Genomic DNA, 25,872 nt, shown 5'->3' with positions numbered 1-25,872 from the left:
AAGGACGTGGAAAAAAATGCATACAAATATGTGGGTTGTGGATAATGTTGTGGAAAGAAAAAAATATTATCCACAGTTACAAGAAGCAGCAAAATTATTAAGAGAAAATGAGGCGGTTGCTTTCCCTACGGAAACAGTATATGGGTTAGGGGCAAACGCGATGGATGATGAAGCAATCGCGAAAATTTTCGAAGCGAAAGGAAGACCGAGTGATAATCCACTCATTGTCCACATAGGTACAAAATCTCAGTTAGATGGGATTGTGAAAGAAATTCCACCAGTTGCAGAGAAGTTAATGGCGCATTTTTGGCCAGGACCATTAACAATTATTTTGCCGAGAAAAGAAGGAATTTCAGAGAAGGTGACGGCAGGACTTAATACGGTTGGAGTAAGAATGCCTGATCATCCAATTGCACTTGCTCTTATTGAAGAGGCGAATGTACCTGTTGCGGCACCAAGTGCGAATCGTTCAGGGCGTCCAAGTCCAACATTAGCTTCTCACGTATATGAAGATTTGAATGGGAAGATTGCAGGTATTGTTGATGGTGGTGCAACTGGAGTAGGCGTTGAATCAACTGTAATTGATTGTACAAGCACGGTTCCAACAATATTACGTCCAGGTGGGATTACGAAAGAACAATTAGAAGCGGTGATAGGTACTGTTTCTTTAGATCCAGCTTTAAAGGATGAGAAGGAAAAACCGAAATCGCCTGGAATGAAATACACACATTATGCGCCGAAAGCACCACTTAGTATTGTCGAGGGCTCACGTGAGTTTATTCAGCATCTTGTGGATGAGAAAAAGAAAGAAGGATTTAAAGTAGGCGTATTAACGACAGAAGAGTATCAGCATGTATATAGTGCAGATGTTATATTATCTTGTGGTGTTAGAAGTGACTTAGCTAGCGTTGCGACTAAATTATATGATGTACTTAGAACATTTGATGCAAGTGAAGTGGATGTTATTTTTAGTGAGTCATTCCCTAATGAAGGAATAGGGAATGCAATTATGAATCGTTTAACAAAAGCGGCAGGACATCATATTATTATTGAATGATAAGGTAAGATTAGCAAACAGAATATTTCTCCTTGGATAAGCATATTGTGAAGTAGCACGTCCAAGGAGGGGCATGAATGACGTTTGAACAGCTAATACCTTTAATAATTATGGCATTCGCCTTAGGGATGGATGCGTTCTCGGTGAGTCTTGGTATGGGGATGATGCCCCTAAAGTTAAGACAAATCCTGTATATTGGTATGACGATAGGGATATTTCATATTATTATGCCGTTTATAGGAATGGTACTAGGTCGTTTTTTATCAGAGAAATATGGAGATATCGCACATTTTGCGGGTGCTATTTTATTAATCGGACTAGGGTTTTATATCGTATATTCGACCATTTTACAAAATGAAGAGACTAGAACTGCCCCTATTGGAATTAGTTTATTCGTATTTGCATTTGGCGTCAGTATAGATAGTTTCTCAGTAGGGCTTAGTCTTGGTATTTATGGGGCACAGACAATTATTACGATTTTACTGTTTGGATTTGTTAGCATGTTATTAGCGTGGATTGGTTTATTAATTGGGAGACATGCGAAAGATATGCTCGGTACATACGGTGAGATAGTAGGTGGTATCATTTTGGTTGGGTTTGGATTATATATCCTTTTTCCTATATAATTTTATGTAGGAGGGAATTATGAACAAGCTATTGGAATGGTATGTTAAATTTTTAACCTTCTTTCCTCGATGGCTAAGAAGACTTATAATTTGGGGTATTATTTTGCAAATTTCGATGTTAGGTTGGATTAAGTTAATTCGTGAATGGTGAGATAGTTCCTTTCTGTGAATATTTTGTTTGTACTATATTTATTACGCTAAAAATTACAGATATAGAAAGGATGAGATGAATGACGAGATTGAAGCAAGTTTTTGGTATTATTATTAGTTTTTTTGTTTTTTGGTTTAGTATGCTCGGTGTACAAATGTTTGCTGAGTTTTTAGATATTGAGTCATTGAAATTTGTTGCGGGAAAGACTGAGGCGGCGCGTGCCTTTTACTCTCCGTACCCGTTTTTAATTGTTTTTCTTATTACATTGCTTTCCCTATACTTCTTCGTAATTAAGCTAGGGAAGCCGAAAAAAGAGAAAATGCCTACTTTAGAGGAAAAGAAGGAAGAATTACAATGATAAAATCCCCTGCTAAAAAGCAGGGGATTTTATATTTGAGTGATGGGAGGAATCTAGCTGCCTCCGCTTTTAGATGTTATCCAGCTCCAGCGGCTAGAATGGTCGGTGGCTTCGCGTCTTCCTGTGAGGCAAAAAGCGCCTCTACGTCAGAAGCTCCATCCTCCTCCCATTCTGAACGAGCCGCTTCCGCTTTTAGATATTATCCAGTTCCAGTGGCCAGCTCTTCGCATCTAAGAACCTCCCGCACGAAAGGTAAAAAGCACCTTTTGTGCGAGAGAACCTTAGCTGGTCAGAGCTAAACGGGCCACTTCCACTTTTAAACTGGCCTAACCAATTCAAATTGTTCTCCTAATTTTGCATAGTTGTGTCCTGCTAGGCGGCTTATTGGTTTGAGTCCTTCTGCGTGAATGCGCCCTTTTTCATATAGATGTTCGGCAACGTGGAAACGAACGACGCGTCCAATTAGTAGATCACAAGCTGGTGAGTCTTCCGTTCCGCCAAGTGGAATTGCACGTTCTAATACGCATTCCATTCGAATATTTGCTTCTTTTACACCTGGAACAGAGATGACTTCACTTTCGATTGGTGTTAGTTTTGCTAGTTCAATTTCACTTTCATTTGGCGGGAGGTTAGCTGCTGTTTCGTTAATTGCTGCTACATATGATTCGTCAGAAATATGTACGACAAATTCTCCTTTTTCAATTGCGTTTCGGGAAGTGTCCTTTCTTTCTCCTGCTTTTCGTTGTACAGATACTGAGATAAGTGGTGGATTAGCAGCGACAATATTGAAATAACTATATGGTGCTCCGTTTAGTACACCTTCTTTTGTTACAGAAGTAACGAATGCGACAGGACGAGGGATGATACTTCCGGTAAGTAATTTGTAATTATCTTTTTCAGTTTGTTCATTTGGATTAATGGATAACATGCTTGTAATCCCCTTTCTAAATATGAATACTTATTGTTTGTTTACAAGATAACGATGAGAAAATCCTGCTGGAAATAATATTTTGTTTCATAAAAAGAACTTACTTCAATTGTAATGAAGTAAGTTCTTTTTCGAGAATCTCAAATTTGAGATAAAAATTAAAGTAAAACGTATGCGCCAGGTCCGATTAAAGCTACACCAACAGCGACAGCGATTAACATTAAGTTATATTCATATCCGTTTTGTGTTACCCAGTAACCATTTTTTCCGTGAACAGTGAAGATAGCCATTAACATTGTTCCAACGATAAATAATGAACCAACTACAATGAAAATACCTGATGCGAATAAGAAACCACCTAGTAATTCAGTTGCGCCAGCCATAAATGCCATAAATACACCAGGACGTAAACCGATTGACTCCATCCAGCCACCTGTTCCTTTTAAACCGTAACCGCCGAACCAACCAAATAATTTTTGAGCGCCATGACCCATGAATGTAATTCCTATAATAAGACGAATAATAAGTAGACCGAAATCCATCATTTTAAAAACCTCCTAAAAGTTATTAACTTACCTTATGTAAGTAATAATAAAATAGTTACTTACTATAGTCAAGTGGATTTTGAAAAAAGTTTGAATTAAATTTTACAAATTAACAACAAAAAATAAAATGTAGTAAAGACCTCTAGACAAGTTGGGCAAAAAAAGAGAAAATATAAATAGAAGTTAACTTCTAATTGTTATTCAGACAATCAGAATTGACTGGAATTTTGTGAAGCGCTACAATAAGAGTCTATTAGTAATGACATAATTTATTTCGAAAGCGTTTTTACAGTATAATATTCGAAGTATGAAGTCTTACATGTATCCCGAGTTTTACTAGGGATTGCCCTATAAACTTTTAGGTAAATTATAAGGAGGACTATCCTATGTTTAAAAAATTATTCGGTCTTGGTTCAAAAACAAATGAAGAAACAATCGTAGCTCCATTAACTGGAGCAGTGAAAAATATTGAAGAAGTACCAGATCCAGTATTTGCTGGTCGTATGATGGGTGACGGTGTTGCAATTGATCCTACTGAAGGTGTAGTTGTATCTCCAGTTGATGGTGAAATCGTACAATTATTCCACACAAAACATGCTATCGGAATTAAAGCGAAAAACGGTACAGAAATTTTAATCCACGTTGGATTAGAAACTGTAAAAATGGAAGGTGAAGGTTTCGAAGCTCACGTTTCTGAAGGCCAAGCTGTGAAAGCTGGAGATAAATTAATCTCATTCGACTTAGAATTAATTCGTGAAAAAGCGAAAAGCACAATTACTCCAATTGTTATTACAAACACAGATGCAGCTGAGTCTATTAAGACAACTGTAGGCGTAGCAGCTACAAAAGGTTCAACAGAAGTAATGAAAGTTACAATGAAATAATTGCAATATAAGAGGAATCCGTTTCGTATGAAATGGATTCCTTATTTTTGTTGCGTGTTCAGTATGTATGTTAAAATACTCTAGGCACTTGGAAATAGGGTTTCACATATATGTGGATAAGGCGCATTTTTCTTAGAAAAAATATAAGAGAAATGCGCCTTTTGTATATTCACATTTCTTTTGTTCTATTCTAATGTAAGTTATGATGAATGATAAGAAATCGAATATAGGGGTGGGTTTGAATGAAACGAGTGTTATTTGTTTGTACTGGCAATACATGTCGTAGTCCAATGGCTGAGGCGTTGCTTCGTCATCACGGAGGAGATAAGTTTGAAGTGCAATCTGCTGGTGTTTTCGCCTATCCTGGGAGCGATGCATCGGTACATGCGAAGGAAGCTTTAGCTGAAAAAGGAATTTCAATTGATCATGCGGCGCAGCAAGTAAATGAAACTTTGCTTGATTGGGCTGATATTGTCGTAACGATGACAGAAAACCATAAGCAAATTGTACTTGGGCATTATCCGAGCGTTGAAAAGAAATTAAATACGTTATATGGATTAACTGAAGGTATAGGCAATGACATTTCAGATCCATTTGGAGGCTCGCTTTCTATTTATAAAGAAACGTTAGATGAGATGGAAAAACTTGTACAAACTTTACTGAAAAAACATTCAGTAGGTTGATGTTTCGTGTATAATACGATATTGGAGATCACTTCTTCCTATATGAGGTAGCGAGTGTGAAATGAAGGTAATTGATTGAAACTTTGGAGGGGTAAAAATGAAAGTAGTAATAGCATCTGATCACGGCGGTATGAATATCCGCAAAGAACTTGTAAATTTATTAGAAGAGTTAAATATTGAATATATTGATTTAGGTTGTGAATGTGAAGCTGGTTCTGTTGATTACCCTGACTTTGCGTTTCCAGCAGCTGAAATGGTAGCGAATGGTGAAGTAGATCGTGGTATTTTAGTTTGTGGGACAGGCATTGGTATGTCAATCGCAGCAAACAAAGTAAATGGTATCCGTTGTGCGTTAGTTCATGATACTTTCAGCGCGAAAGCGACGAGAGAGCATAATGACACTAACATGCTAGCAATGGGCGAGCGTGTAATTGGTGCTGGTCTAGCGCGTGATATCGCGAAAATTTGGTTAACAACTGATTATGAAGGTGGTCGTCACGAAAACCGCGTAGGAAAAATTAAAACATACGAAACAAAGTAATAGATTCTAACTATCAGTAGTGTGAAATATAATTTGGTGAACCAACCTGTGAAAGGAAGAGGCGTAATGACAGAAATCGTAAAGGTAAGAGAACAGCTACAAATGTCGCTTTCTGATTTCCAAGAACAAGCTTCATTACAAAGCGGTCAAATTTTTGTAGTGGGTTGTAGCACGAGCGAAGTGCTAGGCGAAAGAATTGGAACATCAGGAACGATGGAAGTAGCAGAGGCGATTTTCTCTGAGTTAAAACAATTTCAAGAGCAAACAGGTATTGAATTAGCGTTTCAATGTTGTGAGCATTTAAACCGTGCTTTAGTAGTTGAGAGAGAAGTAGCGATAAAATATCAATTTGAAATTGTAACAGTTACGCCTGTTAGATCAGCAGGTGGTGCATTGGGGACATACGCGTATCACAATTTGAAAGATCCGGTAGTAGTTGAGTTTATTAAAGCTGATGCAGGAATGGATATTGGTGATACATTTATCGGTATGCATTTAAAGCATGTAGCTGTTCCGGTTCGTACAAGTGTGAAGGAAATTGGAAGTGCGCATGTAACGATGGCCAAAACACGTGGAAAACTAATTGGTGGAGCACGTGCTGTCTATGCGGCAGTGGAAGAGACTACCACTTGCCGTTAAATATGAGAAATTAGGAAGTCATATAGTACCTGTTTATCATAAGATAAAAGGTATGTTGTCTGACTTTGTAATAGAAGAAAGAAAAGACCGATTTTCGGTCTTTTTTTTCTTTTATGATATAGAAAGTCATGTTAGAATGTAGTTGAAAACATGAAGGTTCGAAAGAATTACAACCTGAATTTTCGTTTTTTCTGAATAAATAAGAAAAAACTGTTGGGAATCGATGTAATTCGTTCAGAAAAGGGGGATTTTGGTGGATCATTTAAAACGTCAAGATGAAAAGGTATTTGCTGCAATTGAGGCAGAACTAGGAAGACAGCGTTCAAAGATTGAGTTAATTGCTTCGGAAAACTTTGTAAGTGAAGCAGTAATGGAGGCACAAGGTTCTGTTTTAACGAATAAGTATGCTGAAGGATATCCTGGAAAACGTTACTATGGTGGCTGTGAACACGTAGACGTAGTAGAAGATATCGCACGTGATCGCGTGAAAGAAATTTTCGGCGCAGAGCACGTAAATGTTCAACCACACTCTGGTGCACAAGCGAACATGGCAGTATACTTCACGATTTTAGAGCAAGGCGATACAGTACTTGGTATGAACTTATCTCATGGTGGTCACTTAACACACGGAAGCCCTGTTAACTTCAGTGGAGTACAATATAATTTCGTAGAATATGGCGTGGATGCTGACTCTCACCGTATTAATTACGATGATGTATTAGCAAAAGCGAAAGAACATAAACCAAAATTAATCGTTGCAGGTGCAAGTGCATACCCTCGTGTTATCGATTTCAAGCGATTCCGTGAGATTGCAGATGAAGTGGGCGCTTATTTAATGGTTGATATGGCACATATCGCAGGTTTAGTAGCTGCTGGTTTACATCCAAATCCAGTACCACATGCACATTTCGTTACAACGACAACACATAAAACGTTACGTGGTCCGCGTGGTGGTATGATTTTATGTGAAGAGCAATTTGCAAAACAAATTGATAAATCAATCTTCCCTGGTATTCAAGGTGGTCCACTTATGCACGTAATCGCTGCAAAAGCTGTTGCATTTGGTGAAGCACTTCAAGATGATTTCAAAACATATGCACAAAATATCATTAACAATGCGAACCGCTTAGCTGAAGGTCTTCAAAAAGAAGGACTTACACTTGTTTCTGGCGGAACAGACAATCACTTAATCTTGATTGATGTTCGTAACTTAGAAATCACAGGTAAAGTAGCAGAGCACGTATTAGATGAAGTTGGTATTACAGTGAACAAAAATACAATTCCATTTGAAACAGCAAGCCCATTTGTAACAAGTGGTGTACGTATCGGTACAGCAGCTGTAACATCTCGTGGTTTCGGTTTAGAAGAAATGGATGAAATTGCGTCACTTATTGCTTATACATTAAAAAATCATGAAAATGAAGCTGCATTAGAAGAAGCACGTAAGCGTGTAGAAGCGTTAACTAGCAAATTCCCAATGTATCCAAATCTATAATAGATTGAAGAAGACTGCCGAGACTTAATTGTTTTGGCGGTCTTTTTTTTGGACATATATTATTTTTAAAGTATGTATACAAATGATGAATAAATTTTGGCGATATAATGAAGGATACAGCTCCCATAATTGGTAAAGATACTAGATAGATTCATTGTAAAATCATGATTTTGCCAAATTTGCCCTTGAATATTAGTAGCGTTTTCTTTACAATCGTAAATAGTGTAAAAAAGCGTGCAAACGCATGAATATCATCTAAAGGAGAGATTCACATGGGAAAACTGTATGTATTTGATCACCCGTTAATTCAACATAAGATTACATATATTCGCGATAAGAATACAGGTACGAAAGATTTTCGTGAATTAGTGGACGAAGTAGCAAGCTTAATGGCTTTCGAAATTACTCGCGACCTTCCACTTAAGGACATTGAAATTGAAACACCTGTAAGCAAAGCGACAACAAAAGTGATCGCTGGTAAAAAACTTGGTTTAATTCCGATTTTACGTGCAGGTTTAGGAATGGTTGATGGAATTCTGAAATTAATTCCAGCAGCAAAAGTAGGACACGTTGGTTTATACCGTGACCCTAAAACATTGCAACCGGTAGAATACTATGTGAAACTTCCAACGGATGTAGAAGAGCGTGACTTTATCGTACTAGATCCGATGCTAGCAACAGGTGGTTCTGCGGCTGAAGCAATTAACTCTCTGAAAAAGCGCGGTGCGAAACAAATTAAATTAATGTGTATCGTTGCAGCTCCAGAAGGGGTAAAAGTAGTACAAGAAGAACATCCTGATGTTGATATTTATGTAGCAGCATTAGATGAGAAATTAAATGACCACGGATATGTAGTACCAGGTCTTGGTGATGCTGGTGACCGTTTATTCGGAACGAAGTAAGACAACTGACGAGCAGGGGAGATTCCCCAGCTCGTCTTTTTTGCTGTAAGCAAGTAGGGGAGGGGGAGAGGATAAATATACATCGTATATACAACATAAGTTGCATACACCTCACATATAATATAGAAGTCTTACGTCTGAGGAACACTATATTATGGAAGAAAAGCGTTATATCTCGAAAATATAATAGTGACAAACTTGTGAACATTTCCTTCTATTATAAAGAGAAAACTGTTAGAAATTGCATATATGTAACCAGTATTTAGAAGGGGAACGTTTTCATTTTTGGGAGGAAATGCCTAATACTCAAATTTTTAGATTTTTTACGATTTCTCGTTGACACTGTTAATACCCTATTGTATGCTAACAACGGGGATAGATGGTAGGGCTTTCAGTGACAAAATTACATCTATTCCGTGACGAAAATGTAAACTTTTTGTTTTGTATAGGATTTATGCAAAAAAATGAGTTATTATTAACACATCGTGAATGAGGGTTACATATTGGAGGGATGAATCCTTGCAAAAAAACGATCGCAGCCATATAAAAGCTTATGCTTTAATGTCAGGTATTCTTGCTCAATTAGTCGGTTCTATTCTTGTTGGAATCTTTGGTGGGCAGTGGATTGATAATAAGGTTGGAACGTTTCCGTTGTTTCTTATTATAGGGTTATTACTCGGACTAGGAACAGGGATATACGCAATGATTCGACTCATTCGACATTACTATTCGGGAGAGCAATGATGATAGACGTACATGGACTTGTCCAAAGACAAAAGAAATATATGTACTACTTGCTTGCGCTTCTAGTGCTAGGATGGGGATTTACCTCTTACAAGGATGTATTTCTTGGACTGATTATCGGTACGATTTTCAGTTTTCTTAGTTTGCGCATCATTGCACGTAGAACAGACAAGCTGCTAGATCGCGTAACAAATGGAGAAAACGTGAAGTTCAAGGCAACAGCGGTAAGTACATATTCAAGATTCGCCACGATTGGGTTATTAATTTTATTTGCAGCCAAATATCAAGAGTTAATCGCGATGTGGGGCCTAGGTGTAGGATTGCTGACAGGATACCTTGTCATGATCATAGATTTTCTTTATTTAGAGTATAAGAGCAGGGAAGAGAGGTGAATTACTAGTGGAACACGGTAAATTAGTTGAATTTCTAGGTTTAACGTTCGATTTGTCATCAGTTATGATGGTTACTGTAGCAGCAGTTATTGTTTTCTTAATCGCTGTTATCGGAACTCGCAGCTTAGCTCTTCGCCCAACCGGGATGCAAAACTTCATGGAATGGGTGTTTGACTTCGTGAAAGGGATTATCAATAGTACGATGGACTGGAAAACAGGTGGACGTTTCTTAACGCTTGGCGTTACGCTTATCATGTTTATCATCGTATCGAACTTCCTTGGTTTACCATTCATGTATTCAGCAACTGAAGCTGGCGAACATATTGCATGGTGGAGATCACCAACGTCTGATCCAGCAGTTACATTAACATTAGCCGTGATGGTAGTTACCCTCACCCATTATTATGGAATTAAGATGAAGGGTACGAAAGAGTACGTAAAAGGTTATTTCCAACCTATGAAATTCTTATTCCCATTAAAGGTTATTGAGGAGTTTGCTAACACATTAACGTTAGGTCTTCGTTTATTTGGTAACATTTATGCAGGTGAGATCTTATTAGGATTACTTGCTAAGTTGGGCGGAGCATCAGTCCTTGGGGCATTAGGTGCGCTTGTACCAATGTTAGCATGGATGGGATTCAGTGTATTCGTTGGATCAATCCAAGCATTTATTTTCGTTATGTTAACGATGGTTTATATGGCTCATAAAGTAAGCCATGACCATTAATATAATTTAAGTAAGAAAAAATTTATTTTTTTATAATACAAAGGAGGACAAATTAAATGAGTTTAGGTGTAATCGCAGCTGCAATTGCAATTGGTTTATCAGCATTAGGTGCAGGTATTGGTAACGGTCTTATCGTATCACGTACAATCGAAGGTGTTGCTCGTCAACCAGAATTAAAAGGCGCACTTCAAACAATTATGTTCATCGGGGTTGCTTTAGTTGAGGCACTTCCAATCATCGGTGTAGTTATTGCATTCATCGTAATGAACAAATAAGGGAGACTCCCCTTACATAGATGGCGAAGAGTGTTTTTCCGAACTTTCTTCGCCATTGCTTTATGAACGAAACGTATGTCTTTTTTTTTCATATGATCAATTTAGATATTTTGAAGGGAGTGAATCCTTGTGCCAACTTTATTATTAGGAGCTTCCATTCCATTTGGAACGATTGCTTATACATTGTTCATTTTCTTACTTCTATTAGTAATGCTACGCAAATTTGCGTGGGGTCCTTTAATGGGAATTATGAAAGAACGTGAAGAGCACGTTGCTAATGAAATCGACGCTGCAGAAAGAAATAATGCTGAAGCGAAGAAATTAGTAGAAGAACAACGTGAGATGTTAAAACAATCGCGTGTTGAAGCACAAGAGTTAATCGAAAGAGCGAAAAAGCAAGCTGTAGATCAAAAGGATGTTATTGTTGCTGCTGCGAAAGAAGAAGCAGAATCAATTAAAGCATCTGCTGTACAAGAAATTCAACGCGAAAAAGAGCAAGCAATTGCTGCTTTACAAGAACAAGTCGCTTCTTTATCTGTTCAAATTGCTTCTAAAGTAATTGAAAAAGAATTAAAAGAAGAAGATCAAGTGAAGTTAATTCGCGATTATATTAAAGAAGTAGGAGAAGCGCGATGAGCAATGGGATTGTAGCAAAACGTTATGCTGTCGCTCTTTTTAAAATTGCAAAAGAAAAACACGTATTAGAAATGTTTGAAGAGGAATTACGCCTTGTACAAAACGTTTATGTAAAGAACGGAGAACTACATAGCTTTTTAACGCAACCGAACATTTCAAAGGAACAAAAGAAAACGTTTCTTGCAAACGTATTCGGATCTGTTTCTGAATCTATTTTAAATACGTTATATATTTTAATTGATAACAAACGCATTGATATCTTACCTGAAATTGCAGATGAATATGTTGTTCTTGCTAATGAAGAACGTAACGTAGCGGATGCAACTGTATATTCTACTCGTCTTCTATCAGAAGAAGAGAAGCTTAACATTGCTGAAGCATTTGCAAAGAGAACGGGAAAAGATGCAATTCGCGTGAAAAATGTTGTAGATGAAGATTTACTAGGCGGAATTAAAGTACGTATTGGAAATCGCATTTATGACGGAAGTTTACAAGGAAAATTAGCACGTATTCAGCGTGAATTAATGAAGAATAGATAGGGGTGAAGCACATGAGCATCAGAGCTGAAGAAATTAGCGCACTGATAAAGCAACAAATCGAGAACTATCAGTCTGAAATCGAAGTTAGTGATGTTGGTACAGTTATCCAAGTTGGTGACGGTATCGCGCGTGCTCATGGTCTTGATAACGTTATGGCTGGTGAACTTGTAGAGTTCTCTAACGGCGTTATGGGACTAGCACAAAACTTAGAGGAAAACAACGTAGGTATTATCATTTTAGGACCTTACACAGAAATCCGTGAAGGTGACGAAGTTCGTCGTACTGGTCGCATCATGCAAGTACCAGTAGGAAAAGAACTAATTGGTCGTGTTGTAAACCCATTAGGTCAACCAGTTGATGGTTTAGGCCCAATCAATACAACAAACACTCGTCCAATCGAAAGTCCAGCACCAGGTGTAATGGATCGTAAATCTGTTCATGAGCCACTTCAAACAGGTATTAAAGCGATCGATGCTCTTGTACCAATTGGCCGTGGTCAACGTGAGTTAATCATTGGTGACCGTCAAACTGGTAAAACAGCAGTTGCACTTGATACAATCATTAACCAAAAAGATGAAGACATGATTTGTATCTACGTAGCAATTGGACAAAAAGAATCAACTGTACGTAACGTAGTAGAAACACTACGTAAGCACGGTGCATTAGAATACACAATCGTTGTAACTGCATCTGCTTCTCAACCAGCTCCATTATTATACCTAGCTCCTTATGCTGGTGTAACAATGGGTGAAGAGTTCATGTACAATGGTAAACACGTATTAGTAGTATATGATGACTTATCAAAACAAGCAGCGGCTTACCGTGAGCTGTCATTACTATTACGTCGTCCTCCAGGTCGTGAAGCTTACCCAGGGGATGTATTCTACTTACATTCTCGCTTATTAGAGCGTGCAGCAAAATTAAGTGATGCAAAAGGCGGCGGTTCTTTAACTGCACTACCTTTCATCGAAACACAAGCAGGGGACGTATCAGCATACATCCCAACAAACGTAATTTCTATTACGGATGGACAAATCTTCTTACAATCTGACCTATTCTTCTCTGGCGTACGTCCAGCGATCGATGCGGGTACTTCTGTATCTCGTGTAGGTGGATCTGCTCAGATTAAAGCAATGAGTAAAGTATCAGGTACACTTCGTCTTGACCTTGCATCTTACCGTGAGTTAGAAGCGTTCGCTCAGTTCGGTTCTGACCTTGATAAAGCAACTCAAGCGAAATTAAACCGTGGTGCTCGTACTGTTGAGGTATTAAAACAAGGATTACACAAACCGTTACGTGTAGAGAAACAAGTTATCATTCTTTACGCTTTAACACGTGGATTCCTAGATGATATCCCAGTAGTAGATATCACTCGTTTTGAAGAAGAATTCCATGCTTGGTTAGATTCTAATGCGACTGACTTATTAGAAGAAATCCGCACAACTAAGAAACTTGCGGATGACGACAAATTTGCAGCAGCAATCAATGGATTTAAAAAAGTATTCGTAGCTTCTGAATAATAATAAAAAGTGGAGCCGACTGTTCAGCCCCATCGGCTAAGGTTCTTTCTCACAGAAGGTGCTTTTTACCTTCTTGTGGGGAAGGTTCTTAGACGAAAGGGGCTAGGAGGCGGAACTAGATTAATAAAAGCGGAAGCGGCTCATTCAAGCCGCTGGAGCTAGATAGTATATATAAAAGGCATCTCGGGCTCTGAGATTGCTAAAGGTCATGTAAAGGAAAAGAGTAGGTGCACCTATTCTTTTCCTTCAATCATGAGCAAGAATATCTTGCAACGTAGATTAGGAAGAGGATTCTTACTAATCGTGCCAACTTCCGGAAAAAAGGTGGTGAAAACCTGTGGCATCTTTACGCGATATAAAAGCGAAGATTAACTCGACAAAGAAAACGAGTCAAATTACGAAAGCGATGGAGATGGTATCTGCATCTAAGTTAAACCGTGCAGAGCAAAATGCTAAATCTTTCGTTCCGTATATGGAAAAGATTCAAGAAGTAGTAGCGAGCATTGCGCAAGGAAGCAAAGGGATTAATCATCCAATGCTAAATGCGCGTCCTGTAAAGCGTACAGGATACATCGTTATTACGTCTGATCGCGGACTAGCAGGTGGTTATAACAGTAACGTATTACGTACAGTAAGTAACGTAATTCGTGAACGTCATAATATGGATTCAAACCAATATTCTATTATTGTGCTTGGACGACTAGGACGTGATTATTTAAAACGTCGCGGCTTTAACATTATTGATGAAGTAGTTGGATTATCTGACCACCCATCATTTACTGATATTAAAGACCTTGCTTCTCGAGCAATTGCGATGTTCGCAGATGGTGCTTATGATGAGCTGTACATTTACTACAACCATTACGTAAGTAAAATTTCACAAGAGGTAACGGAAAATAAAATTTTACCGCTTACTGATGTGGCGTCTGACAAACCGACGACAGCTTATGAATTCGAACCTTCTGAAGAAGAAATTTTAAAAGTACTATTGCCACAATACGCAGAAAGCTTAGTGTACGGTGCATTACTAGACGGTAAAGCAAGTGAGCACGCAGCGCGTATGACAGCAATGAAGAGTGCTACAGACAACGCAATGGAAGTTATCGATTCACTTACACTTTCATTCAACCGTGCGCGTCAGGCAGCGATTACGCAAGAAATTACGGAAATCGTTGGTGGAGCAGCAGCGTTAGAATAGTATTAAAAAGCGGAAGCGGTTCGTTCAGAATGAGAGGGGGATGGAGCCTTTTGACGTAGAGGCGATTTGTGCCTCGTAGGAAAAAGCGAAGCCACCGAACATTCTAACCGCTGGAGCTGGATTCAATAAAAAGCGGAAGCGGCTCTTTCAGGAGAGTCGCGTAAGCTAAACTAATAAAAAATTAAAAGCTAACCTCTCTGATAGAGGTAGCTAATTAAAAGAAAGCTAGGAGGGAACCCGATGAATAAAGGGCGCGTTACGCAAATCATGGGTCCGGTTGTAGACGTTAAGTTTGATGGCGGAAAGCTACCAGAAATCTACAATGCCCTTACGGTAAAACAAAGCAACGAAAACGGAAGCATGAACTTAACATTTGAAGTTGCACTTCATTTAGGTGATGATACAGTTCGTACAGTTGCGATGTCTTCCACAGATGGACTTGTTCGTGGCACAGAAGTAGAAGATACTGGTAAAGCAATCTCTGTACCAGTTGGTGATGCAACACTTGGACGTGTATTCAACGTATTAGGTGATGCAATTGACTTAGATGGTGAACTTCCTGCGGATGTACACCGTGATCCAATTCACCGTCAAGCACCTGCATTCGAAGAATTATCTACTAAAGTAGAAATTCTTGAAACTGGTATTAAAGTAGTAGACTTACTTGCTCCTTACATTAAGGGTGGTAAGATCGGCCTATTCGGTGGTGCCGGCGTAGGTAAAACAGTATTAATTCAGGAATTAATCAATAACATCGCACAAGAGCACGGTGGTATCTCTGTATTCGCTGGTGTAGGTGAGCGTACTCGTGAGGGTAATGACTTATACCACGAAATGAGCGATTCTGGCGTAATCAAGAAAACTGCGATGGTATTCGGACAAATGAACGAGCCACCTGGAGCACGTCAACGTGTTGCATTAACAGGTTTAACAATGGCTGAGCATTTCCGTGATGAGCAAGGACAAGACGTACTTCTGTTCATCGATAACATCTTCCGTTTCACGCAAGCGGGTTCTGAAGTATCTGCCCTTCTTGGTCGTATGCCATCTGCGGTAGGTTACCAACCAACACTTGCAACAGAAATGGGTCAATTACAAGAGCGTATTACATCTACAAATAAAGGGTCTATCACGTCTATCCAAGCGGTATATGTACCAGCCGATGACTATACTGACCCAGCACCAGCTACAACGTTCGCTCACTTAGATGCAACAACAAACTTAGAGCGTCGTTTAACGCAAATGGGTATTTACCCAGCCGTAGATCCATTAGCATCTACATCTCGTGCACTTTCTCCAGAAATCGTAGGAGAAGAGCATTATGAAGTAGCTCGTCAAGTACAGCAAACTTTACAACGTTATAAAGAGCTTCAAGATATCATCGCTATCTTAGGTATGGATGAGTTATCTGAAGAAGATAAGTTAGTTGTACATCGTGCTCGTCGTATTCAATTCTTCTTATCTCAAAACTTCCACGTAGCTGAGCAGTTTACAGGTCAAAAAGGTTCTTACGTACCTGTAAAGAATACAGTTAGTGGTTTCAAAGAAATTCTAGAAGGAAAATATGATGACCTTCCAGAAGATGCATTCCGCTTAGTAGGTGGCATTGAAGAAGTTATTGAAAACGCGAAGAAAATGATGGCGTAAGGCCTTAGGAGGGACGAAGTATGAAGACATTTCCAGTCAGTATTGTAACTCCTGATGGACCGGTTTACGAAAAAGAAGTAGAAATGGTAAGTGTAAAAGCAGAGAGTGGGGAAATGGGGATCTTACCAGGTCACATTCCAACTGTTGCACCATTAAAAATTAGTGCAGTTCGTCTGAAAAATGGTGGACACACTGATTATGTAGCAGTAAGCGGTGGCTTTATCGAAGTTCGTCCAGATAAAGTGACTGTATTATCATCATCTGCTGAAGAAGCAAACCATATCGATATCCATCGTGCAAATGAAGCGAAGCGTCGCGCTGAGCAACGTCTGCAAGATAAACAAGCACATGTTGACTTTAAACGTGCAGAAATGGCATTACAACGTGCTGTGAACCGTTTGAACGTTTCCGATATGAAGTAAAAAAATCCGTAAGGGCTTTGCCTTTACGGATTTTTTTTTTGTGTATTTTATGGATAATTTTACAAAACTGGTATAATTATATTGATGCTTGTATAAGTAGAAGTGTACAACAATTTATATTTCATAAAGGGGATGGATCAATGATTGGTGAAATGAAGCGAGAAGCATTGTACTCTTTAAAGGGAAAATGGGGACTAGGTGTTGGATCAACAATTTTATATTTTATTTTAAGTTATGTTGTTTCGCTGGCTGCAATGCTTATACTATTAATTCCAGGAATTATTATATTTCTCTCAGTTGCAGGCTTAACTGGATCATTTGAAGAGGAAACGATGTCAATTGGAGCAGGTATTACCTTTGGAATTTTTTATTGCATTATGATAATTTTGAGTAACGCATCGTATGGGATTACGTCATATGGTTATACAAATGTATTTTTACAGATTAGTAAACGAGAAGATGCTAAAGTAGATTACTTATTCGAAGGATTTCGTGGCTTTAAAAGAATGATGAAAACAATGTGGGCAATGCTTGCGATTTTGTTATATACAGGTACATGGATTCCGATGCTGTTAATAGGCTTATTTGCATTGTTAGGTGAAGAAGGGAATACGTCATTTGCAATAGCTTTCTTCGTACTATTAGCAATTTCAATTGTTGGTATGATTGTGATGTATTTTTCTTATGCACTGACGTACTATGTGATGATTGAAAATCCAGAATATAGTGTTTCGCAGGCGATGAAGGAAAGTAAGAATCTTATGAAGGGTCATAAGTTAGATTTGTTTCTTTTATGGCTGAGCTTCATAGGATGGGCTATTTTAGCGCTGCTTACTTTTGGAATAGGATTTCTTTGGCTTAGTCCGTATATGAGTACGACGACAGCACACTTTTATCGCTACATTTCAAAAGGTGAATTTCAATAGGAACATGCTATACTAATAGAATTATTGTGTATAGGAGGCGAGGCTACGCATGATTAGTGATTTAAAAGGAGAAGCACTAGATTCATTAGAAGGGAAATGGGGATTAGCTGTTGGAGCTACACTACTCATTTCAATTCTTATCACGGCTTTTAGTTTTAGTGTTGATTGGGGATTTTCTTTAATTTTCGGTTGGCAAAAAACAAATGGTTCACTTTCAACGAATATTCTTTCATTTTTTGTAACTGGACCGTTAACTTTAGGTGGATATTACCTTGGTTTAAATATCCTTCGTGAAAAGCAAGCTAGTATTGGTAATGTATTCATTTGGTTTTCAGAGGGAAAGAGATTTCTAAAATCATTTTTATTATATTTATTAGTAAATCTTTATCTTTTCTTATGGACGTTATTGTTCATTATTCCAGGTATTATTAAATCATTTTCTTATGCGATGACATACTTTATTATAAACGATCATCCTGAGTATTCACTGAACCAAGCTATTACAGAAAGTCGTCGTATGATGGATGGACATAAGATGGAGTATTTCATTTTATGTTTAAGTTTTATTGGCTGGTTTATATTAAGTTGTATTACGTTAGGGATTGGATTCTTATGGTTAATTCCATATTTCTATACGACATCTGCAGCTTTTTACGAAGAGATTGCAGAAGAATATTATGAGAAAAAAATTTAGCACTATAAAACCCCCAGTATGAATTATTTGTTCATACTGGGGTTTTTTTGTAGAAATTTTATAAATTGATTACTAGTAAGTGGTTTACTGAAATAGTAACCTTGCATATATTTACAGTTATGTTTTTGCAGAAACTTAAGTTGTTTTTCGGTTTCAATTCCTTCGGCAACGACTGAAAGATTTAAAGTATTTGCGAGGGAAAGTATTGTAGAAACGATGGCTCGTTCTTCAGGACGATGATCAGCTAATTGTGTAAATTCTCTCGGTACTTTTAATGTGTCGATTGGAAAAATTGATAAATAAGCAAGAGAAGAATACCCAGTACCGAAGTCATCAATGGAAGTTTGGATACCGTACTCTTTTAATTGCTTCAGTCTCAATAACGTTTCTTTCTCGTCAATCATTGCAATTCTTTCTGTTAACTCAAGGGTTACATATTTTGGGTCGACTTGCACGTCGTTTAATATTTGTGAAATGTTTTCGATTAATTGATCTTGCCGGAATTCTTTTGCGGATAAATTAACACTTATTTTTAAATTTTGGTAGCCAAAGGTATGCCATATTTTTAATTGGAGACAAGCTTCTTGTAATACCCAATGTCCAAGTGGGACTACTTGTGGCGTCTCTTCTACAATTGGAATAAACTCACATGGTGAAATGTCACCTAATAGCGGGTGTTTCCATCGTATTAAAGCTTCAGCACCGATAATTTTATTTGTTGTCGTATCAATTTGTGGTTGATAAACGAGATAAAATTCTTTGTTTACTAAAGCGATTGGCAAATCTTTTTCAATTCGAGCTTTTCGTTCCATTTTTTTATATAGTTCTTTCGTGTAAAGAGAGCTACCGTTTTTTCCTTTATTCTTTGCTTCGTACATGGCCATATCAGCATGCTGCAAAATGGATAGCGCATCTTCACCTGCTTCAGGATATATTGCAATTCCGATGCTCGGTGAGATTTGTAAATGTTGATTTTCGATTTCAAATGGCTCATTCATGGCCGCTACAATCCTATCAGCTATTTTTTGGACATCTGGCTTTTTTTTGTAATTCTCGATAAGGATTGTGAACTCATCCCCAGCTAGCCGCGCGAGTTTCATATTTGATGTTGCTATTCTTTCGAGCCTTTTTGCTACTGCGATGAGCAATAGGTCTCCTACTCGATGACCGAGGGTATCATTAATAACTTTAAAACGGTCTAGGTCGAGAAACATAACAGCAAAAGGCTTTTTCGATATTTTTGCTCGCGCAATTGCCTGTTCTAAATGTTGATGAAATGCACGACGATTTGCAAGCTCTGTTAAAGTATCATGGTATGCTAGGAAGTTGATTTGTTCTTGTTGTTGTTTGCTTTCCGTAATATCTTTAATCATTAAATAAACCCCAGAAATTTTCTCCTTTAAAAAGATCGGTACGGCGGTAACGTGCAAGTAGTAAATATCTCTGTTTTTATGGTAAGCCCGTATTTCTAAAGAAATCGAATATCCCTTTTTCACGCGATGAAAGGCGTTAATCATTTCTTCTAAATCTTCTTCGTATATGAGTGAATAGTAAGGCTGGTTTAATAATTCATTCGTTTGATAACCGAGTAAAGTAGTACCAGCGTTATTTACTTTGAGAAAATTACCGTACAAATCTAATGTGAAAATTGGATCTGGATGATGCTCGTATAAAGATTTAAACATTTGTTGATTATGATAGAGTTCATTTTTCTGTTCTACTAAATCTTCTGTACGTAGTTTAATTTGTTTCTCGAGTTCTGAGTTGAATTGCATTTGAGCGATCAATAATATTTTATTTTGTTTTCGAACTAAACTATGACGTATGAGAACGAAAGAAAAAGTTATTATAAGTCCGATTACTATAATAGGCGCAAAAACGTATTCAACTAATATAAAAACAATAAGCATTACTACAGAAATATACGGTAATGATAATCGGATTGATTCGCCAATTTTAGGTGTTAGTAGTACTTGTTCTTGTTTTTCAGGCTTTTTTGTATGGAGAATACAGGCGATTGCTACTAGTACTAAGGTTACTTGATAGAAAGGCGTAACTGTAAACATAGAATACTCTGGTATGAAGTATTTTATATAAGCATAAATCGCATCTGTAGTAGCATATAAAATTAAAGCACTGCCAAGAAGTGCACCGACCTTTTTAGGTAATAAGGATAGTGGTTTGAATAAAAGGTTGATTCCTATTAAGAGAAAGAGTAAATCAGCCATTGGATAGGTAAGTTGAACAAATATGTCGATATAGGATGTTGTAAAGATATGAATAGTTCGTTCAATAAGTAAGTAGTAACTTAAAGTAAATTGGGCTGTAACGATAATACAAATATCACATAGCATAAAAAGTTTTTCTAATAAATCTCGGTTATAAATGATTTCGTATAGAAAGGCAAACGTAAAGCTAACTAAAAAAAGTAAGTAAAAAAAGTCAGATGGATCAACGAACGTATAGAAGTCCTTTACAATTAAACGCTGATAGGCAACGACTATATCACCGATAAAATAAGAGAGAGCTCCAACAGATAATATGATCCAAAATAAACGAGATAGCCCTTCTTTCATGTTTGAAAAATAAAGTATATAACTACAAGCGATAATATCAATTAATAGGGTGCTCGTTCCGATTAATAGCTGAAAAGGAAATGAGTATTCATATACAAAAGGCATTGCTACATAGTGAAGCGTTATAGACAGCAATACAATGCTTATAAGAATACTTACATGTGTTTGTTTTTTCATTTATATCACCTACGGTTTCTTGAAAAGCATATATAAGTTTTATATTTATTTTGCACAATTATAGCAAGTTGTAAAGATAGATTTTAATAATTCTTGTTTCTGTCTCCCAACATATCGACATAGGAATTTGAAGTTTGCTATAATGATTAGAATAGTTGCATTATTTAGAAAAATTTAAAAATAATAATTACTGCAACTAGGACATATTGTTTACTATGTGAACTTGTTCTTAATTTAGGGGGGAGGGTTTCACAATGGCAAGTGTATATGAAAATAGTTATATGATCGTTTTGATTTTCTTGCTATTAGGTATATTGCTGCCGGTAGTGGCTCTTACATTAGGAAGGATGCTGCGCCCAAATAAACCAAGTGCAGCAAAGGCGACGACGTATGAGAGTGGAATTGAGCCTTTTCATGATGCAAATATTCGGTTTCATGCTCGTTATTATATTTTCGCTTTATTGTTTGTGATCTTTGATGTAGAAACTTTATTTTTATATCCTTGGGCTGTTGCGTATGACAAGCTAGGTTTATTTGCATTAATTGAAATGCTCATCTTTGTTGTAATGTTGCTAGTTGGATTAGCGTATGCTTGGAAAAAGAAGGTGTTACAATGGTTATAAATTTTGAGGAATTACATCCAAATGAGCGAGCAGAATTAGAACGAAATATCTTTTTTTCTACATTGGAACAGTTGAAAGGATGGGCGAGGAGCAACTCTTTATGGCCGATGACATTCGGACTGGCATGCTGTGCAATTGAAATGATGGGGGTAGGCTCATCACATTACGATTTAGATCGATTTGGGTCATTTTTTCGAACTTCACCAAGGCAATCGGACGTCATGATTGTATCGGGAACAGTAACGAAGAAGATGGCTCCTATTGTTCGGCGTTTATATGATCAAATGCCCGAACCGAAATGGGTTATTGCGATGGGATCTTGTGCGACAGCAGGTGGTCCGTATGTAAATTCATATGCTGTTGTGAAAGGTGTAGACCAAATCGTACCAGTTGATGTGTATATTCCTGGTTGTCCCCCAAATCCAGCTGCTTTAATCTATGGAATTAATAAATTAAAAGAGAAAATTCGTTACGAGGCAAAGACCGGAAAGCAGGTGACGAATAAATGAGTAATCCAAATAAAGATTTAGAGGATCTGAAAAAAGAAGCAGCTAGGCGTGCGAAAGAAGAAGCGAGAAAACGCCTTGTAGCGAAACACGAGGCGGAAATAAGTGAACTTGAGGAGGAAGATCAAGAAAAAGAGAAAGCGCTACCAAAAAATGATGATATTACTATAGAAGAAGCAAAACGACGTGCAGCAGCAGCCGCAAAAGCAAAAGCGGCAGCATTAGCAAAGCAGAAAAGAGAAGGGACAGAAGAAGTAACGGAAGAAGAAAAAGCGAAAGCGAAGGCGAAGGCGAAGGCAGCAGCAGCCGCAAAAGCAAAAGCGGCGGCGTTAGCGAAACAGAAAAGAGAAGGAACCGAAGAAGTAACGGAAGAAGAAAAAGCGAAAGCGAAGGCGAAGGCGAAGGCAGCAGCAGCTGCAAAAGCAAAAGCGGCGGCGTTAGCGAAACAGAAAAGAGAAGGAACCGAAGAAGTAACGGAAGAAGAAAAAGCGAAAGCGAAGGCGAAGGCAGCAGCAACTGCAAAGGCAAAAGCGGCAGTGTTAGCGAAGCAGAAAAGAGAAGGGACAGAAGAAGTAACGGAAGAAGAAAAAGCGAAGGCGAAGGCAGCAGCAGCCGCAAAAGCAAAAGCGGCAGCATTAGCGAAGCAGAAAAGAGAAGGAACCGAAGAAGTAACGGAAGAAGAAAAAGCGAAAGCCAAGGCAAAAGCGGCAGCATTGGCGAAGCAGAAAGCCTCGCAAGGTGATGGGGATTCGGGAGATGAAAAGGCAAAGGCAATTGCAGCGGCAAAAGCGAAAGCAGCAGCGGCTGCAAGAGCGAAGACAAAGGGAGCTGAAGGTAAGAAAGAGGATGACCCGAAGCAGGAAGAACCGTCCGTAAATCAGCCGTATTTAAATCAGTATGTTGAGGCTATTAGGGAGAAGTTAGGAGAGGGTGCATTAGTAGATTCCTACATTAATAAACTGTCAAAGGATGTGCCAACTCTTGTGGTGGATCCCGAAAAGTATTATGAAGTGATGGAGTCACTGCGATTCCATGAGGGACTTGCTTTTGATTATATGTCAGAGCTACATGCGACGGATTTTGTGACACATATGGAAGTGTATGTTCATTTGTTTTCATATGGCAAGAAACAATCGGTAGCGGTGAAGGTAAAGCTAGACCGGGAAGCGCCGCAAGTCGAATCTGTGACAGCGCTTTGGAAAGGAGCTGACTGGCCGGAGCGAGAAGCATACGATTTGCTCGGCATTGTATTTAAAGGGCATCCGAATTTAACGCGTATTTTAATGCCAGATGATTGGGTAGGATATCCGCTTAGAAAAGACTATGAACCGTATGATGTGGAGGTGTAGCTATGATCCGCACGGAAGAGATGCTTTTGAATGTAGGACCTCAGCATCCGAGTACACATGGTGTGTTCAGGCTCGTAATTAAGATTGACGGGGAAATTATTAAAGAAGCTACACCTGTTATTGGATATTTGCATCGCGGGACGGAAAAGATCGCTGAGAGCTTACAGTATACGCAAATTATCCCTTATACAGATCGAATGGACTATTTATCAGCCATGACGAATAATTACGTCATTTGCCATGCTGTAGAGACGATGATGGGGCTTGAAATTCCAGAGCGTGCCGAATACTTGCGAGTACTTGCGATGGAGCTAGGAAGAATTGCGAGCCATCTCGTTTGGTGGGGGACGAATCTTCTTGATATAGGAGCGGTCAGCCCGTTTTTGTACGCGTTTCGTGAACGAGAGATGATTATAAATTTATTAAATGAATTATGCGGGGCACGGCTTACTTTTAACTATATGAGAGTTGGTGGTGTGAAGTGGGATGCGCCAGATGGTTGGATTGAAAAGGTGGAAGAGTTTGTTCCGTATATGAGGGAGCAATTAGCAGGTTATCATGATCTTGTTAGCGGTAATGAGATTTTCTTAAATCGTGTGAAAGGCGTTGGTATATATAGCGCGGAAGAAGCGATCTCGTATTCTTTAAGCGGAGCAAATTTGCGTTGCACTGGAGTAAACTGGGATCTTCGCAAAGATGAGCCGTATTCGATTTATAATCGTTTTGATTTTGATATTCCTGTTGGAAGCGTGGGAGATGCTTGGGATCGCTACGTTTGCCGAATGCAAGAAATCGAGGAGTCTTTAAAGATTGTTGAGCAAGCGGTTCAGCAGTTCCCGAAAGATGGAGCTGTGCTGGCAAAAGTACCGAAAATTATTAAGGCACCTAAGGGAGAAGCATTTGTACGTATCGAATCGCCGCGCGGAGAGATTGGTTGTTATATCGCAAGTGACGGAAAGAAAGAGCCGTACCGTTTGAAGTTTCGTAGGCCATCTTTTTATAACTTGCAAATTTTACCGAAGTTATTGAAAGGTGAAAACATCGCTAATTTAATTACGATTTTAGGTGGAGTTGATATTGTACTTGGGGAGGTTGATGGCTAATGATTGAGGCGCTCTTACAATCACCTTCAAGCTGGACGAATTTCTTCATTTTTTTCGGATTAGCGGTGCTTCTACTATTTGCAGTCCTTGGCTTCGTTACATATGGAATCTTGGCAGAACGGAAAGTGATGGGGTTTATGCAAGGGCGGATTGGGCCAAACCAGGTTGGAGGCCGATTCGGTTTACTGCAAACGGTAGCTGATGTTTTAAAACTATTATTGAAAGAAGATAGTATTCCGAAAGCAGCAGATAAACCGCTGTTTATATTAGCGCCTGTCATTGCATTTGCACCAGCATTTATGGTGCTTGCGGTTATCCCGTTCACTGATAAATTTCAATTTGCAGATATTGGAGTCGGGCTACTTTATTATATTGCTGTTTCCGGTATTACGACGATAGGTGTTGTAACTGGGGGATGGGCATCGAATAATAAATATTCCCTTTTAGGAGGGATGCGTGCGGCGGCGCAAATGATTTCTTATGAGATTCCGCTCGTAATGAGTGTAATTGGCATCGTTTTGCTAGCTGGTAGTCTGAATTTAAATGAGATTGTAGCGGCGCAGGAGAAGGTCTGGTACATTTTCGTACAGCCAATTGGATTCGTCGTTTTCTTAATCGCAGCAGTTGCAGAGTTAAATAGGACGCCATTCGATTTGCCGGAAGCGGAGTCAGAACTTGTTTCTGGATATCATACGGAATACTCAGGTTTTCGCTGGGCGTTTTTCATGCTTTCAGAGTACGTATATTTCTTCGGGATGGCATCGTTAATTACAGTGCTCTTTTTAGGCGGATGGAATCCAGTCATGTTTCTTGGATTTATCCCAGGTGCCGTATGGTTTGCTTTGAAATTTAGCAGTGTAGTCTTTCTATTAATTTGGTTCCGCGTTACGTTCCCGCGTATAAGAGGTGACCAGTTAATGGAGTTTGGATGGAAAGTATTATTGCCGATTGCACTTGCAAATATTTTCTTAACGGCATTGATTAAGGAGTTATTCTTCTAATCTATGAG

31 protein-coding genes are annotated in these 25,872 nt (G+C 38.5%); 28 read left to right on the top strand and 3 right to left on the bottom strand.

Annotation, left to right across the window (positions count from 1 at the left end):
* Positions 1 to 16 precede the first annotated feature (16 nt).
* The 4 genes from ACUL40_RS18855 (at position 17) to ACUL40_RS18840 (ending at position 2,192) form a co-directional block, all read left to right on the top strand.
* Positions 17 to 1,057 (top strand): L-threonylcarbamoyladenylate synthase, encoded by a 1,041-nt coding sequence (locus tag ACUL40_RS18855; RefSeq protein ID WP_000557353.1) that lies wholly within the window; start codon positions 17 to 19, stop codon positions 1,055 to 1,057.
* 77 nt (positions 1,058 to 1,134) lie between these two features.
* Entirely contained in the window at positions 1,135 to 1,683 is a 549-nt protein-coding gene (locus ACUL40_RS18850) for a manganese efflux pump MntP (RefSeq protein WP_000142475.1), read from the top strand.
* A 19-nt stretch (positions 1,684 to 1,702) separates the two neighbouring features.
* Positions 1,703 to 1,834, top strand: coding sequence for a hypothetical protein (locus tag ACUL40_RS18845; protein ID WP_001037634.1), 132 nt, complete (start codon positions 1,703 to 1,705; stop codon positions 1,832 to 1,834).
* A gap of 79 nt (positions 1,835 to 1,913) precedes the next feature.
* Positions 1,914 to 2,192 carry a DUF3935 domain-containing protein gene (locus tag ACUL40_RS18840; RefSeq protein WP_000197472.1) on the top strand — a complete coding sequence of 93 codons (279 nt, stop codon included), beginning with the start codon at positions 1,914 to 1,916 and terminating at the stop codon, positions 2,190 to 2,192.
* A gap of 316 nt (positions 2,193 to 2,508) precedes the next feature.
* On the opposite strand, the gene ACUL40_RS18835 is transcribed toward ACUL40_RS18840, so the two are convergent.
* Positions 2,509 to 3,120, bottom strand: a complete 612-nt coding sequence (locus ACUL40_RS18835) for a flavin reductase family protein (protein ID WP_000949055.1) — start codon at positions 3,118 to 3,120, stop codon at positions 2,509 to 2,511.
* Positions 3,121 to 3,278: 158 nt separating this feature from the next.
* Positions 3,279 to 3,665 (bottom strand): DoxX family protein, encoded by a 387-nt coding sequence (locus ACUL40_RS18830; RefSeq protein ID WP_000968616.1) that lies wholly within the window; start codon positions 3,663 to 3,665, stop codon positions 3,279 to 3,281.
* A 386-nt stretch (positions 3,666 to 4,051) separates the two neighbouring features.
* On the opposite strand from ACUL40_RS18830, the gene ACUL40_RS18825 reads away from it, so the two are divergent.
* The 19 genes from ACUL40_RS18825 to ACUL40_RS18735 all read left to right on the top strand — a co-directional run bounded on the left by ACUL40_RS18825 (position 4,052) and on the right by ACUL40_RS18735 (position 18,529).
* A complete protein-coding gene (locus ACUL40_RS18825) occupies positions 4,052 to 4,549 on the top strand; it encodes a PTS sugar transporter subunit IIA (protein WP_000473665.1) in 498 nt (165 codons plus the stop codon).
* Between the two features lie 242 nt (positions 4,550 to 4,791).
* Positions 4,792 to 5,232, top strand: coding sequence for a low molecular weight protein arginine phosphatase (locus ACUL40_RS18820; protein ID WP_445422777.1), 441 nt, complete (start codon positions 4,792 to 4,794; stop codon positions 5,230 to 5,232).
* 97 nt (positions 5,233 to 5,329) lie between these two features.
* Positions 5,330 to 5,773 (top strand): ribose 5-phosphate isomerase B, encoded by a 444-nt coding sequence (gene rpiB, locus ACUL40_RS18815; RefSeq protein WP_000869538.1) that lies wholly within the window; start codon positions 5,330 to 5,332, stop codon positions 5,771 to 5,773.
* 66 nt (positions 5,774 to 5,839) lie between these two features.
* Positions 5,840 to 6,412 carry a TIGR01440 family protein gene (locus ACUL40_RS18810; RefSeq protein ID WP_000136379.1) on the top strand — a complete coding sequence of 191 codons (573 nt, stop codon included), beginning with the start codon at positions 5,840 to 5,842 and terminating at the stop codon, positions 6,410 to 6,412.
* Positions 6,413 to 6,665: 253 nt separating this feature from the next.
* Positions 6,666 to 7,907 (top strand): serine hydroxymethyltransferase, encoded by a 1,242-nt coding sequence (gene glyA, locus ACUL40_RS18805; RefSeq protein WP_000349805.1) that lies wholly within the window; start codon positions 6,666 to 6,668, stop codon positions 7,905 to 7,907.
* 272 nt (positions 7,908 to 8,179) lie between these two features.
* The gene (gene upp, locus ACUL40_RS18800) at positions 8,180 to 8,809 is read left to right on the top strand and encodes a uracil phosphoribosyltransferase (protein ID WP_000517539.1); all 630 of its coding nucleotides are present in this window, start codon (positions 8,180 to 8,182) and stop codon (positions 8,807 to 8,809) included.
* A gap of 379 nt (positions 8,810 to 9,188) precedes the next feature.
* Positions 9,189 to 9,302 carry a DUF4024 domain-containing protein gene (locus tag ACUL40_RS18795; protein ID WP_000232962.1) on the top strand — a complete coding sequence of 38 codons (114 nt, stop codon included), beginning with the start codon at positions 9,189 to 9,191 and terminating at the stop codon, positions 9,300 to 9,302.
* Positions 9,303 to 9,328: 26 nt separating this feature from the next.
* A complete protein-coding gene (locus ACUL40_RS18790; RefSeq protein ID WP_001171222.1) occupies positions 9,329 to 9,553 on the top strand; it encodes an AtpZ/AtpI family protein in 225 nt (74 codons plus the stop codon).
* Positions 9,553 to 9,945 (top strand): ATP synthase subunit I, encoded by a 393-nt coding sequence (locus tag ACUL40_RS18785; protein WP_000567600.1) that lies wholly within the window; start codon positions 9,553 to 9,555, stop codon positions 9,943 to 9,945. The genes ACUL40_RS18790 and ACUL40_RS18785 overlap by 1 nt, the downstream gene beginning before the upstream one ends.
* Before the next feature lie 7 nt (positions 9,946 to 9,952).
* Positions 9,953 to 10,672 carry a F0F1 ATP synthase subunit A gene (gene atpB / locus ACUL40_RS18780; protein WP_000399871.1) on the top strand — a complete coding sequence of 240 codons (720 nt, stop codon included), beginning with the start codon at positions 9,953 to 9,955 and terminating at the stop codon, positions 10,670 to 10,672.
* A 56-nt stretch (positions 10,673 to 10,728) separates the two neighbouring features.
* Positions 10,729 to 10,947, top strand: a complete 219-nt coding sequence (atpE, locus tag ACUL40_RS18775; protein WP_000052064.1) for a F0F1 ATP synthase subunit C — start codon at positions 10,729 to 10,731, stop codon at positions 10,945 to 10,947.
* A gap of 129 nt (positions 10,948 to 11,076) precedes the next feature.
* A complete protein-coding gene (gene atpF / locus ACUL40_RS18770; RefSeq protein ID WP_001142624.1) occupies positions 11,077 to 11,583 on the top strand; it encodes a F0F1 ATP synthase subunit B in 507 nt (168 codons plus the stop codon).
* A complete protein-coding gene (gene atpH / locus ACUL40_RS18765; RefSeq protein WP_000064683.1) occupies positions 11,580 to 12,122 on the top strand; it encodes a F0F1 ATP synthase subunit delta in 543 nt (180 codons plus the stop codon). Before atpF ends, atpH begins: the two co-directional genes overlap by 4 nt.
* Before the next feature lie 11 nt (positions 12,123 to 12,133).
* The gene (atpA, locus tag ACUL40_RS18760; protein ID WP_000027518.1) at positions 12,134 to 13,642 is read left to right on the top strand and encodes a F0F1 ATP synthase subunit alpha; all 1,509 of its coding nucleotides are present in this window, start codon (positions 12,134 to 12,136) and stop codon (positions 13,640 to 13,642) included.
* A gap of 337 nt (positions 13,643 to 13,979) precedes the next feature.
* The gene (gene atpG / locus ACUL40_RS18755; protein ID WP_000157696.1) at positions 13,980 to 14,840 is read left to right on the top strand and encodes a F0F1 ATP synthase subunit gamma; all 861 of its coding nucleotides are present in this window, start codon (positions 13,980 to 13,982) and stop codon (positions 14,838 to 14,840) included.
* A 240-nt stretch (positions 14,841 to 15,080) separates the two neighbouring features.
* Positions 15,081 to 16,487, top strand: a complete 1,407-nt coding sequence (atpD, locus tag ACUL40_RS18750; RefSeq protein WP_001032595.1) for a F0F1 ATP synthase subunit beta — start codon at positions 15,081 to 15,083, stop codon at positions 16,485 to 16,487.
* A gap of 20 nt (positions 16,488 to 16,507) precedes the next feature.
* On the top strand, positions 16,508 to 16,909 hold the full coding sequence (atpC, locus tag ACUL40_RS18745) for a F0F1 ATP synthase subunit epsilon (RefSeq protein WP_000847211.1): 402 nt from the start codon (positions 16,508 to 16,510) through the stop codon (positions 16,907 to 16,909).
* A gap of 140 nt (positions 16,910 to 17,049) precedes the next feature.
* On the top strand, positions 17,050 to 17,835 hold the full coding sequence (locus tag ACUL40_RS18740) for a DUF975 family protein (protein WP_445422778.1): 786 nt from the start codon (positions 17,050 to 17,052) through the stop codon (positions 17,833 to 17,835).
* 49 nt (positions 17,836 to 17,884) lie between these two features.
* A complete protein-coding gene (locus ACUL40_RS18735; RefSeq protein WP_000622462.1) occupies positions 17,885 to 18,529 on the top strand; it encodes a DUF975 family protein in 645 nt (214 codons plus the stop codon).
* Positions 18,530 to 18,552: 23 nt separating this feature from the next.
* Here the strand turns inward: ACUL40_RS18735 and ACUL40_RS18730 are convergent, their stop codons facing one another.
* A complete protein-coding gene (locus ACUL40_RS18730; protein ID WP_063220191.1) occupies positions 18,553 to 21,282 on the bottom strand; it encodes an EAL domain-containing protein in 2,730 nt (909 codons plus the stop codon).
* A 254-nt stretch (positions 21,283 to 21,536) separates the two neighbouring features.
* Here ACUL40_RS18730 and nuoA point away from each other — a divergent pair, with 254 nt between their 5' ends.
* The 5 genes from nuoA to nuoH are packed head-to-tail and all read left to right on the top strand — an operon-like array spanning position 21,537 to position 25,864.
* On the top strand, positions 21,537 to 21,905 hold the full coding sequence (gene nuoA, locus ACUL40_RS18725; protein WP_000179273.1) for an NADH-quinone oxidoreductase subunit NuoA: 369 nt from the start codon (positions 21,537 to 21,539) through the stop codon (positions 21,903 to 21,905).
* On the top strand, positions 21,896 to 22,414 hold the full coding sequence (nuoB, locus tag ACUL40_RS18720; RefSeq protein WP_000236331.1) for an NADH-quinone oxidoreductase subunit NuoB: 519 nt from the start codon (positions 21,896 to 21,898) through the stop codon (positions 22,412 to 22,414). The genes nuoA and nuoB overlap by 10 nt, the downstream gene beginning before the upstream one ends.
* Positions 22,411 to 23,760, top strand: a complete 1,350-nt coding sequence (locus tag ACUL40_RS18715; RefSeq protein WP_445422779.1) for an NADH-quinone oxidoreductase subunit C — start codon at positions 22,411 to 22,413, stop codon at positions 23,758 to 23,760. The genes nuoB and ACUL40_RS18715 overlap by 4 nt, the downstream gene beginning before the upstream one ends.
* Before the next feature lie 2 nt (positions 23,761 to 23,762).
* Entirely contained in the window at positions 23,763 to 24,863 is a 1,101-nt protein-coding gene (nuoD, locus tag ACUL40_RS18710; protein ID WP_000621444.1) for an NADH-quinone oxidoreductase subunit NuoD, read from the top strand.
* Positions 24,863 to 25,864 carry an NADH-quinone oxidoreductase subunit NuoH gene (gene nuoH, locus ACUL40_RS18705; protein ID WP_000568570.1) on the top strand — a complete coding sequence of 334 codons (1,002 nt, stop codon included), beginning with the start codon at positions 24,863 to 24,865 and terminating at the stop codon, positions 25,862 to 25,864. Before nuoD ends, nuoH begins: the two co-directional genes overlap by 1 nt.
* The last annotated feature ends 8 nt before the right edge of the window (positions 25,865 to 25,872 follow it).

It is taken from the genome of Bacillus sp. KNSH39 (genome assembly GCF_052656585.1).
This window is presented reverse-complemented; position numbering and strand designations above follow the sequence as displayed.